This is a genomic window from Brevibacillus sp. BC25, from assembly GCF_000282075.1.
Taxonomy (GTDB): domain Bacteria; phylum Bacillota; class Bacilli; order Brevibacillales; family Brevibacillaceae; genus Brevibacillus.
In genome coordinates this window covers 162,308-174,543 of sequence record NZ_AKIX01000128.1, presented here as the reverse complement: position 1 = coordinate 174,543, position 12,236 = coordinate 162,308, and the positions used below count along the sequence as shown (strand labels likewise).

Sequence of the window (12,236 nt, the reverse complement as noted above, 5' to 3'; positions counted from 1 at the left end):
GCTTATCGATGGGAAGATTGATATAGCGGCTAAATTTGAACGCTTTACCTAAAGAGTGACATTTCGCAAAATTAACAATTTTATGACCTTTCATCTTGTAGATTTAATTATATAATTACATAAAAACCAAATGTTTCCAGGGAGGCTTTATGAAAAAACTCTCATTTTTTCTTCTTATTATCTTATTTTTCACTTCTATCTTTATAACTCCAGATCTTACCTATGCCAAACAATTGCCTATATCTCAAAACAATATAACAAAATTGGTTATTCATTCTTCAATCAACAAACTTACGATTCGAGGCACTCCTAATGCTAGTTCTATAGATGCTAATTTAACAACTATAAATAATCTGGATAATATAGACTTTAACTTAACTCAGGATAAGGATATAGCATATTTATCAATAAATCGAAAGGTTGAAAAAAGAGAAATAATAGATCTATTAATTACTTTGCCGCCTAGCTTAACTATCGAAATTATTGATAAAAAAAGCATCCTTGAATTATATGATCTCTCTGGAGAAATATCTATTACTGATAATGAAGAAGACATTTATATTGAAAATACAAGTAATTTATCAATAAAAGACAAATCAGGGAATATAAAAGTCAATAATAGTAACCTTTTGGATGCTCCAAGCTCAAATCAAACAGTAGATATAGAGGATGGCTCTGGTAGTATTGACTTAAGAAATATTAATAGTTCCATAAAAATAGTAGATAGATCCGGCGATGTTCATGTTAGCAGAGTCCATGGTAATGTTGATATTACAAATGATGCTGGTAATATAACTGTTAATAATGTTAAACAAAAAGTCATTATTGATGATGGATCCGGCGATATACATGTAGAAAGAGTTGGGGACTTAATTCTTAAAGAAACTGGATCTGGAAACATAACCTATGATAAAGAACTACCTATCCCTGCCCCCTCCCGTAGACTTAGTTCAATAGGTAATATGTATGAGGGCATGTATATACAAAAAGATGGTGGTGAAAAAACTCCATTTCATTCACCATCACCAATTGATATAGAACCAAATTCAAACATAGTAATTTCTATTTCAAACTATAAAAATTCAACATTTGATAATTTTCATTTTGATACAGACTCAAGTTCACTTATCCCTAGTTTAATTAGAAATATAGGGGAAGGCGCCTCAGTTACTATAAATATTGATAATAGCGCCAATGTAGAACTTTTAAATACTCTTATTGTAGGAGAAAAAAACTACGATGAAAATGATAATATTATTGAAGATACATCTTCTATAGAGCCAGCTTTAATTAAAGATTTAATAATTGGGACGATTGCTTCTAAAAGTAGTGTAAACGTAAATATCAATAATTCAGCAAATGTTACTTTAGCTAATAATGACTCTACATTACATATTGGGGGTGGAAGTTTGATTGAAAGTGTTATAAACGTACTTTCTGATTCAGGTTCCACAACTATTAACTCCGAAGAAATTAATGTGAATATTACGAATAGCGCTAACATCAAATCAAAACCAGGTACAAATGCGGGAATAGTTAGAATATATAAAGGGCAATTAATTAATGAAATGATAGATGGTAGAGTAATTGCAAATAGCAAAATAAATCTTACTATTGGAAAATCCAGTAACGTATCATCAAAATCAATTACCATTATTGATGGTGAATTAATCGATGAATTAATTGACTCTGAAGACATTACATCTAGTGAAATTAAAGTGAAATTTGTTGATACTGGAAACGTTAATGCACTGACTAAGGTAGAAGTAAAAGATGGTGAACTTATTGATGAAATACTTGATATGGAGAATATTTACACTTCAACTATACGTGTTAATTTATTAAGGACTTCAAATGTTACTAGTCCCATATTATCTGTTTATGAAGGTGAGTTAATTGATGAAACCTTAGATGGTGAGGGATATTATACTTCAAATATTCAAATAGATTTTAATGATTCTTCAAATTTTTATGGAAAACAGTTGTTTATTGAAGAAGGTGAATTAGTTGACGAGGTAATCGATAGTGAAATTTCTAATGCTTCTACAATAAAAATAAATCTAAACAATACTAGTAATATTGATTGTGAAGAATTAAAAATTATCGAAGGTGAACTTATTGATGAAACTGTGGATATTGAGGATGATTTTACCAATACAGTTATGGATCTTACCATGACCTCATCAGCTAAAGTTTCTGGAAATAAACTTGAAATTATTGGTGGTGAATTAGTTGATGAGATAGTAGATGCAGCTAATGGTATACGAAGTAGCGTTACTATTTCTATAAATGATACAGGAAATTTCGACAAAAAGGGGTCTCAACTTAGCGAGGCTCTCATAACAGATGGTGAATTAATTGATGAAATTTTAGATGTAAGTGAATCTATTTCTGTATCAAGTGGAAATGTAAATATTGAATCAACAGGAAATGTCACTTCTGATAAAGTTATCCTTACAGACAGTCAATTAATGGATGAAATAGTTGATGGACCTTATGTCGGGGGAAGTACACTGAATGTAAACGCTACCCATTCAGCTAACGCAAAAACACCTTCGTTAACCCTTCTAGATGATAGTATTTTACTACCTCCTATTGATATTGACTCTATAGAACGATCAAATATTATTTATCATGTAAAAAATTCTGGAGTTCACTTATGATCCTCTCCCTTCAAGGCACTCGATTTATTATTCATTTGCCTGATTGATCAAGTGGAGCGACAAACAAAATCCGTTTCGGGGCATAAACTCTCCGTTCTTAGGTAGTAGCGTTCACGCATTTCTTTTACGATTTTTATAAAAAGCGTGCGCTATGGAAGGAGAAGGATGTGCGATGTTTCGAATCCGTTTCAGTATATTTTTGAGTGTATTTGTCGCGATGGTGGGGTTGATGATTATTGCCCCCGTAATGCCGCCGCTTATCCGTGAATTAGGACTCAGTGAAATTCACTCTGGCATCATTATTTCACTCGGTTCTATTGCAATGGCTGTGATGGCACCTGTCTGGGGGCGGTTAAGCGATCTGAAAGGAAGGAAAGCGGTCATTGTCATTGGTTTCCTTGGCATGTTTGTGAGTTATGTCCTGTTCACAGCGACCATGTATGCAGGATTATCGCAAATAATAAGTGGCTGGCTTCTCGTTGTATTGCTCATTGTGGCACGCGGATTGATCGGTATGTTTATCCCGGCAGTTCCATCTGCCGCACAGGCGTATATAGCGGATGTAACGAGCGAAAATGGTAGAGCGGCAGGAATGGCCTTAATCGGTGCAGCCAATGGGATGGGTCTCGTTCTTGGTCCAGCGATTGCTGCAGCCTTTGCGCTGATCGGTCTGATTTGGCCGTTATACATTGGTGCACTGTTGCCGCTAGTCGCATTAGCCATTGTATGCTTCTTGATTCCGGCTCAAAAACCCATTATTCACGAAAAACCTCCCAAGGTGAATCCTTTTCAAAAAGGTCTCCCCCTATATTTGTTTGCCGGTTTGGCAACGATGCTTAGCATTATCACCTTACAAGTCGTTGGAGGGTTTTATTTTCAGGATCAGCTGTCTTTGACAACAAAGGAAACCGCCAGAATGTTATCAGTAGGCCTTATGATTTCTGGCGTAGCGATGATTGTCACACAAGGACTGCAAATGAAAAATCCAAAATGGCAACCTAGATCGCTCATTCTTTTTGGGGCGGTGCTTTTAATAATCAGCTTGTCTCTCTTTCTTTTCTTCATCAATGTGATCGTCTATTACGTGGCATTTTTCTTGTTTGGTGTTGGAGCTGGGCTCATGATGCCAGGATTTATGGCAGGGGCTTCCCTTGCCGTTTCGCGTGAACAGCAAGGAGGCGTTGCGGGACTTGTGGCATCGGTCCAAGGAATTTCCGCTGTAATCGCACCGATTCTAAGCACAAGTCTTTACCAGCTGAATAAATATCTGCCTTTTGCCGTAGTAGCATTAATTGTGATGCTGATGGGGGCGACATTGCTTTTCGTCAAAAGCAGGTCAAAAATCAACGAAAATACAATCATAGATTCGTAATCAAAAACGATATGGATACCCTGATGTTCTGGCATATAATTGGGATAGCATTCTCATACAGGGAGGTCCTTTGCTGCGTGAAAATAAGCGAATTATCCCAATTAACCAATGTCAGTACCCGGTCGATCCGCCATTATGAAGAAAAGGGCTTGCTACAGGCAGAACGACTGGAAAATGATTACCGTCATTTCAATGAATCGGCAGTCAAGCGCGTCAAGATGATTCAACTGTACTTGAAGCTGGGGTTAACAGCGGATGAAATCAGAACGTTGTTCAGAGGGGAAGTGGCATCTCCCGACGATTACGTATATTGCGAGGAAATGCTGGCGACTTACGAACAAAAGCTCAGCAGAGTGAACGAACAGATTGAGGCACTTCAGGAGTGGAAGAAAACGCTGGAGAGGCAAATATCAATTACACGTGGAAAAAAAGTTACGAGCTAGTTCACAGTCACGGCCCTGAAGCGATCAGCTACTCGCTCCGGGGCCGTCTTTTTACAAGGAATGTAAGTTTTGCCCGATGCCACCATCCACAGTTAGCCGCGCACCAGTCGTAAAGGTAGCGTCAAAGGCGAGGAAAAGCACCGCTTTCGCCACTTCTTCTGATGAACCATGACGTTTCATTGGTGTAACCTTATCGCCATGTTCTTGGAAGATAGCGCGTTCTGCATCCGTGAAGCCGGCAACTCCCATGGAAGGCGTGTTAATGAAACCGGGACTCACGACATTGACGCGAATCCCCTTGTCTAGCAACTCCACCGCAAACCCGGAGGCCAAGGAACGCAATGCCGCTTTGGATGCACTGTATACGCTCATGCCGGGGTAGCCGCCTTCATCTGCTACGGAAGATGTAAATACGATCGAACCCCCTTCATGAATGAGCGGCGCCAATCGCTGAACGGTGAAAAATGCCCCTTTCGTATTTATCTCAAAAATCCGATCGTAGGTCTCCTCAGTGACTTCCAAAAACGGTTCCAGAATGGAAGTGCCTGCATTCACATGGAGAAAATCGATCTTGCCAAAATGCTTTTCAACATAATCTCCGAGTGCTTGCACATCCTTCATGTTCGATACATCAGACACCACAACATGTGCCCGTTCGCCCAGCTCACGCTTTGCTTCGTCCGCATTTTTCGGATTGCGACCAGAGACGATAACCTCGGCGCCGCCTGCCAGCAATGCTTTTGCCACGGCCAAGCCCATACCATGTGTACCTCCAGTTACGACAGCTTTTTTCCCTGTATAGTTGTTCATTTTTGTTCCTCCTTTAGTGAATGAGTTATCTTTCTGAATGTAGTCTAAACGTTCACGCTAATGTGAAGGTCAAGGGCATAGATTTCATTCTTTCACTTCTCCAAAATTTAGGTAGTCGGTATACCAAAAGAAAAAACTGTTGTAAAATTTTTGAAAGGGAGTGTGTGGAATGTTAAAACAAAAGCAGATTATAGAAGCCGTTCAAGAAGCTTGTAAGCAAGATGAACAAGTTACATCATGCATGATGTATGGCTCCTTTACGAAGGGCGAGGGAGATCAGTACTCAGATGTTGAGTTTTATATTTTTATTGAAGATTCTTCTTTCGAGACTTTTTCATCCAAACAATGGGTTGCCAATGTCGCTCCGTACGATTTGATGTTTTTCAATGAATACGGAACCGAAGTCGTGATTTTTTCGAATTTAATCCGAGGTGAGTTTCATTTCTTACCTGCCTCTAAACTCGAAATCATAAAAAGCTTCAAGCCGACGGGGGTCTTCCCTGATCTAGACTCCATGTTTATTTACGACAACACGGGAATGCTGAGAGAATGTCTGGATTATATAGGGGGCAAAGGTCCAGAGAGAATGACAGACGAAAATGTTACCTTTGCTTTTCATAACTTTGTTAACGCTTGGTTGTTGGGAATAAACGTGTTAAGAAGAGGAGAACTTGCACGATCTCTAGAGGTGTTAGCCTATGTGCAAAAGTATATGTTGCAGCTCCTTAGAATCAATGAGCAGAATGTAGAGAGGTGGCTAAACAGCACGAAGAATTTGGAGAGAGACTTGAGTCCAGAAGCCTACGAGGATTATGCATTGATCACAGCAAGATTACGGAAAGACGAGTTGGAACAAGCCTATAGGCATGCGCTGATGCTGGCGGACAAATTGAGGAAACAATTGGAGCCTCACTATGTTTTTGATTTGGATGTGAAAATGATCGGTAAGTTGCGTGATTATTTGAGTCAAATAGAATAGAAAATGGCAAAAGGACTCCTAGTGAGTCCTTTTGCTTTGTCGACTAACTTACTCTTTTGGATTAGCTTCAAGAGTTGCTGTCCATAGAGGAATAAATCATACAAAATCGGGTTCGGTGTCGAATGGGTTGGTTATTATTGGTATAATGAAGGGCATTGAAGCCTTGGGGGCTGAATCGAACATGAATGGGAAGTGACAGTATTGCATGATCAATCCAGAGGAATATCCTCATAACAAAGAGAGTCTTCGTTACTTACTTGAACGATCAAGAACGAGAACACTTTCCCATGAAGAAGTCGCAATGTGGTGTTTTCTATTTTGGTCAAGATGGAGATCGGATGAAGACGATTTATTTACAAAAACAGATGAGAGGACAATTGATATCGTGATGGAGATTGGAGAATTTTGGGTTGAAAAGCCACAGTATGGAGTCCAATTGATCATTTTTGAGGACGAGCAGATAGATATGTGGATTGGTAGATTACAATAATCGGTTAGAAAAGCACGATAGATTTGGAGGGGAATATTTGGACACTCAACTAACACTAAATTTTTTATCTGCGTATGTCCACCAACATAAGTACTATTTGGATGCTTGGCGTACGAAAGGGCTCTCTTGGAATTGGGGAGCTGCACTTTTTGGAGAAGCATGGTTTGCCTTCCGGAAGATGTATCTGTTTGCAGCCATTATTTATTCTGTGAATCTATGTGTGGGTTTACTATTGGGTTTAATTGGACTTGATGATGCTACTTTTTATGAAATATACATTGTCTTCGCAATTCTTCAACGAGTGCTTTTCGCATTAACAGCCAATTTTTTATACTATGTTTCGGCTGTGAAGACAATTAAAAAAGCTCATAGTAAACATACAACGCTTGATCTAGAAGAGACAAAGAAGCTGGGTGGAACTAGTGTCCGGGCCGTTTTTGTCGTGGTGCTGATAAATTTGTGTTTTAGTCTGCTGGATCGATTCTTAGCATAGCGAAAAATTTTCCTCAGTAGAGGAGGGAAATAGCATGGGAGAAGCATATAAGCTGCTTTCAAGGTTTATATATTTGCGAGAAATGCAATTACCTGCTAAATGCCACCTATTTACATATGGAGTCAGATTCCGATACATATAAGAACGGCTATGATTGTCCCCGATGTATAGAGAAAATGCCATCTAAGCCTGTCGATGAGGAGCTTGATCACGGTCTGGCGTTAGATAAGGTCGAGTATTTAGACGGGTTATTGACAATATATAGGGAATTAAAGGAGAATCTCACATGAACATTTGGCCTAAGCCTTTCTTGGAGCCAGAAGTATTAAAACAGCGTCTGCTTATCCTGAGCGCACTGGATATCGTATTGTGTGAAGAGGAATGGCTGCGCCGATATCAGTTCGATCCGCAATGGGATGAAAACACGACATTCGCGAGCGTTAGCAACGGTTCAGGCGACGATCTTTACATCCTGTTCACCCCCGAGGGCGTTATTGTAAAAGGATTCGATCATGAATCGGAAATGAGCCCACATGCTAGGGAAGAATACGAGGTTTGGACTGGTATCTATGAGCAAGTCCCTCCCGCATTGCTTAATCGACTCAATGACGAAGCGTTGACCAAGGAGGAAGTTACATTTTGCCTTTGGCGAGAATCTACTGATCACGTATGGAAAGCGGGAGAGGTACATAATCCGCATGGGTTAGATGATGGATCAGATTTTTTGCTAGGAATGATATATGATAGTCCAGAAAACTATGTAGAGTGGGCAGAGGACTACTACGAGGTGAAGGTCCCGCTTGATGTAATTGGTTATGTCTTTACGAATACTTCCATCACCAAAGAAATGATGATGGAGCTAAATCCAGAAGTTGATCTGGAAATGGCGATGAAGGAGCTTCAAGCAATCGGTTTTACAGTTGCGGAAAGTACCCATGACTCACAAAAATAAAATGGAAAGAAGATGACGATATGCCAAAAGGTATGTATTCTCAAGGACTTGCCGTCCTGTTGTCAACAGCGGTTCCGATTCACAAAATAGCAGACAGGCTCAAAGATCAATTCGAAATTGCGAATATCATAGAAACGTTCGACCAATGGGTGTTCAGCGGCCCTAGCCTGCTTATTCCGTACCGTCCAGAAGTAAACGGATATATCCAGGTCGATGTCGTCGATAAGCCTTGGCCGGATAGTATGGGAGATCCGGCAGAAGATACGATGCTGTTTGGCGCTTGGTCGATGGGCTTTTTCGGACCGTTTACATTCTCGAATAACCTGGAGCGGGCAACTCAGCAGTCGTGGGGATTTCCCGAAGGGCGGCAAGCCGCAACCGAGCACGGAGCGTTTATTCGAATCCGCTCTTCTTTCGTGTTGGGGGAGTCGGATGATCAGGCTCCAGTACTGCCTGAGGATTATGAGTCGCTCCCTGAGTTGATGACTGTCACCGCCATTGCAGAGTCGCTGTTGAAAATGCCAGAAGCTCTTTGCTTTTTTAATCCGAATGGGGAGTGCCTCGCGTCTGCCGAGCTGATGCAAGAGCTCAATCAACGCTATGAGCAAATCCAGCTTCTTCCGCTGGAGCTATGGTCCAATGTCCGGTTGTTCAATCTTCCAGAGGGATGGCTCCTGATGGATACTGTCGGCATGCAGCAGTTGGATGTGATCGATCATGAGGCGGTATTTAATGGGGATGCCTACGATCCGAATGAGGTCGCGAGTTTTCTACGTAATATATCGAACTATGTATACGAGAATGGTCCTGTTATTAATGACGGCGATACAACCGATGGGCCGGGGGATGAAATTTGGAAGTGTGTCTTGCAGGAGGAAGGGTTAGCAAGCCCTCCGCGTGATGTGCTTCGCTGGTATCCGTTGGATGGAAGGGAAAAGCCTGCGGGATTGGAATAAATGAAGGCTAAGAGTGAAGGACATGGTCCGATCACTCTTTTTTTCTTTCTATAAAATCGAATTGCGTACACAGGCAACAGTAGTCTGATACAAAATAGTGACAGTGCTGGAATATTTACGTACGTTAATTGGCTAATTTTTGTTTTCGTTCGTGTTTGTTGGTAGTATCTTGCTTTTTGTTAAAAAATTCTCGGGGGTAATACTTTTGGCAAGAGTGTGTCGCTCTCTCAAAACCGAACGATAAGTATCAGACTAACTTGCGCAAATGACAAGCACACGTTTAAAATCTATGCCGAGGAATAGTCCCTGGAACCGAAATCCGACAGAGCGTAGACAACCCCAAATATCCAAACAACGGATACAAAAACATGAGCAACTGACTATACCCAATCAGGCACAATACGAAAGAAGCAGAGAATAAATACAAGTAAAGCCGCGATTCCGGAACGTCCAATAATTCACGCAGCTGCTGACCAATCCCGAACACGTTGGAAATGAGTGTAGTAAAAATCTCGGAATAGAGCACGAAAACAAAGAACAGCTGCAGCCACTCGTTCCATTGGTCCGTTACAAAAAGAATCGGGATATTCATGAGACGGACATCGTCCCAGTTGGCCAACATGGCAGTATGGACGACGAGGAGCATGAATCCAAGCACGACCCCGCCAATGACGGCTGCCCGAAACAAAACGACCTTTTCGCGGATCGCATAGCCGATCGGGATGAGAACGGACTGGGCCATAGCCAGATTAAAGGACACGTATAAGACTGTTTTCCATAAGAAGGAATAATCGGATGGGGGTGAAAGCGGCATGGGGGATTCTGCGGTGCCATCCAGCAAAATGAGCAAAGCGAACAATAACATGGACGGAACGACAATCGCATTCACGACGAGTAGTTGCTCCAACCCTTTACGCAGAAGCAACAGAGCGAACAAAACGGTGGCTGTGGTCCCGACCAAATATGGAATATCAAACTGCTCCTCCAAGACCGAACCCGCGCCTGCCAACATGACAGTCGTTACGCCAAAAAGGGTGAGAAAGACCAAAATATTCATCGCACGACCGATCATCGGTCCAAAAAGTTTTTGATTAAAGGATTCATAGGAGGGTGTGCGCAAATGATGAGCGATTAGCATCATCTTGTAGCCCAACCAAACAAAAAGAGATGTAGCGAGCAGGATGCCGATTGTTCCGGCATGACCGTAAGCGGTGAAAAACGCGAGAATTTCTTGACCGCTCGCAAACCCGGCGCCTACGACGGTTCCAATGTACGTTGCTGCGACCTGGATACTTTTTCCCCACAACTTCATACTGGTTTTTTCCTTTCCCATCCAAATAGATGCTAGTACAAGTGTATGAGTCTCGGAGAAAAACAGAATGAGAAAACTCGTCTCTCTCATAACATAACCTACAAAAAAGCGAATGGCACGTGACCATTCGCTTTTTCGTATAGATACCGACATTTTACAGAAGAAACATCGCCACGATTGTCGTCACCAAAAGTCCGATCGCCACGGGATACAGATTGCGTCTCGCCAGCTCAAATGGGTCTACTCCGCAAATCGCCGCAGCAGGAATCAATGCCCAAGGAATGATCGTTCCACCGCCGACCCAGATGGCGGCAATTTGTCCTAGCGCTGTTAACGTAGCCGCACCAGCACCCAAAGCTGTTGCGAATAGTTGAGCCAAAGAGCCAGCCAGTGTAATACCCGAAAACCCTGAGCCATCCAGCCCTGTAATGACCCCTACTGCGGATACAGTAAGAGCAGCTACTTCCTTGTTAATGGGTATCGTCTGTGCAAGCGCCACGCCGAGGTCGTTCACGATTCCGTGTGAACCCTGTGGCAGGACCTCCCCAAACACCTTGATAAACCCACTGTCGCCCATATAAAAGAAAGCAGCAATCGGGATGACCGGACCAAATACTTTAAAGCCAAACTGAAAGCCTTGAATGAGATGTGTGGTTACTTGCTCGAAACCACTTTGCTTGTACGCGAGCATCGTTGCGATGATGAGAATGAGCAAGGCGGTTCCGCCCACAAGCGCCGTTGCATCGCCTCCGCGTAAATCAAAAGCAAACATGGCCACGACATCGAGGATAAATAAGACCGGTACGAGTCCAGCTAACGTACGACGCACGCCATCTGACAACGGGACTCGTGCGGAAGTAAAAACATCATCGGGTACGACTGTCTCTTTGGGAGACGCAAGCACGCCGAGCTTCATGTCCTTTTTCAAATACCAGAATGCGATTGCAGTCGTCACGACGCCCATAATGATAACGAGCGGGACACTGGCCGAAATCACGTCCGAGACAGGAAGTCCTGCGGCTTTGGCCGTTAAAGTGGGAGCCCCTTGAATAATATAATCGCCGGACAGTGCAATTCCGTGTCCAAACAAGTTCATCGAAACGGCGACACCCATCGCCGGCAGGCCAGCGCGCAATGCCACGGGCAACATCACAGCACCGATCAGTGCGACAGCTGGAGAAGGCCAGAAAAACCAGGAAATGACCATCATGACGATCCCGATCACCCAATAAGCCAATGTAGGATTTCGAACCAAATGGGTCATCGGCCGAATCATCGTTTCATTTACGCCCGTATCCGTCAAAACGTGACTCATGGCAACGATGATACAGATAACTAAAATCGTCGGCAATAGCTCGGTAATCGCGTAGATGAAGCTGCCGAATATTCCGCCGACGGCAGTTGTCACAGACCCTGTCGCGACGAACCCGAGGATCGCTATGCCTACGATACTAATCAGACTCGTATCTTTTCGCAAAACCATTACGAGAATAATGCCGATCACGAACAAGACATACACACCATGTATCCACAAAAGCTCGATTCCCATGTCGCACCCTCCTTTTTCGTTACTCCGATGAAAGTACCTTGATGTGACAATATATGCGAAAAATAGGCCATGGGTGAACGCGCACCGTAGAGCGGACGAATGAATCAACTGGGAAACTGGCATTTTTGTACATGATATGCCACTATTAATGAGTGACGAATACTTGGGTTCCAAGCAAGAGAGGGGGATCGGCACATCGACGTCCTTAACCAGTACG

The 12,236-nt window shown here is 42.5% G+C and carries 11 protein-coding genes; 8 read left to right on the top strand and 3 right to left on the bottom strand.

Translation table 11 applies throughout. The annotated features are described in order from the left end of the window. The first annotated feature begins 149 nt into the window (after positions 1-149). The 3 genes from PMI05_RS27960 (at position 150) to PMI05_RS27950 (ending at position 4,478) form a co-directional block, all read left to right on the top strand. Positions 150-2,663 carry a hypothetical protein gene (locus PMI05_RS27960; RefSeq protein ID WP_007729257.1) on the top strand — a complete coding sequence of 838 codons (2,514 nt, stop codon included), beginning with the start codon at positions 150-152 and terminating at the stop codon, positions 2,661-2,663. A 172-nt stretch (positions 2,664-2,835) separates the two neighbouring features. Beyond that, a complete protein-coding gene (locus PMI05_RS27955) occupies positions 2,836-4,035 on the top strand; it encodes an MFS transporter (protein ID WP_007729255.1) in 1,200 nt (399 codons plus the stop codon). 77 nt (positions 4,036-4,112) lie between these two features. Beyond that, the gene (locus tag PMI05_RS27950; RefSeq protein ID WP_007729253.1) at positions 4,113-4,478 is read left to right on the top strand and encodes a MerR family transcriptional regulator; all 366 of its coding nucleotides are present in this window, start codon (positions 4,113-4,115) and stop codon (positions 4,476-4,478) included. 51 nt (positions 4,479-4,529) lie between these two features. Here PMI05_RS27950 and PMI05_RS27945 read toward each other — a convergent pair whose 3' ends face one another. Then, on the bottom strand, positions 4,530-5,288 hold the full coding sequence (locus PMI05_RS27945) for an SDR family oxidoreductase (RefSeq protein WP_007729251.1): 759 nt from the start codon (positions 5,286-5,288) through the stop codon (positions 4,530-4,532). Positions 5,289-5,457: 169 nt separating this feature from the next. Between PMI05_RS27945 and PMI05_RS27940 the strand changes: the two genes are divergently transcribed. From PMI05_RS27940 to PMI05_RS27920, 5 genes are all read left to right on the top strand, one after another. After that, a complete protein-coding gene (locus tag PMI05_RS27940) occupies positions 5,458-6,267 on the top strand; it encodes a hypothetical protein (protein ID WP_007729249.1) in 810 nt (269 codons plus the stop codon). A gap of 205 nt (positions 6,268-6,472) precedes the next feature. Then, positions 6,473-6,757 carry a hypothetical protein gene (locus PMI05_RS27935; protein WP_039961538.1) on the top strand — a complete coding sequence of 95 codons (285 nt, stop codon included), beginning with the start codon at positions 6,473-6,475 and terminating at the stop codon, positions 6,755-6,757. A 37-nt stretch (positions 6,758-6,794) separates the two neighbouring features. Next, a complete protein-coding gene (locus tag PMI05_RS27930) occupies positions 6,795-7,250 on the top strand; it encodes a DUF2628 domain-containing protein (protein WP_007729247.1) in 456 nt (151 codons plus the stop codon). A gap of 286 nt (positions 7,251-7,536) precedes the next feature. After that, a complete protein-coding gene (locus PMI05_RS27925; RefSeq protein ID WP_007729244.1) occupies positions 7,537-8,202 on the top strand; it encodes a hypothetical protein in 666 nt (221 codons plus the stop codon). 20 nt (positions 8,203-8,222) lie between these two features. Next, positions 8,223-9,158, top strand: coding sequence for a DUF4261 domain-containing protein (locus PMI05_RS27920; RefSeq protein WP_007729242.1), 936 nt, complete (start codon positions 8,223-8,225; stop codon positions 9,156-9,158). 280 nt (positions 9,159-9,438) lie between these two features. Here the strand turns inward: PMI05_RS27920 and PMI05_RS27915 are convergent, their stop codons facing one another. After that, positions 9,439-10,470, bottom strand: coding sequence for a hypothetical protein (locus tag PMI05_RS27915; RefSeq protein ID WP_007729240.1), 1,032 nt, complete (start codon positions 10,468-10,470; stop codon positions 9,439-9,441). Positions 10,471-10,624: 154 nt separating this feature from the next. After that, entirely contained in the window at positions 10,625-12,019 is a 1,395-nt protein-coding gene (locus PMI05_RS27910) for a hypothetical protein (RefSeq protein ID WP_007729239.1), read from the bottom strand. Positions 12,020-12,236 lie beyond the last annotated feature (217 nt).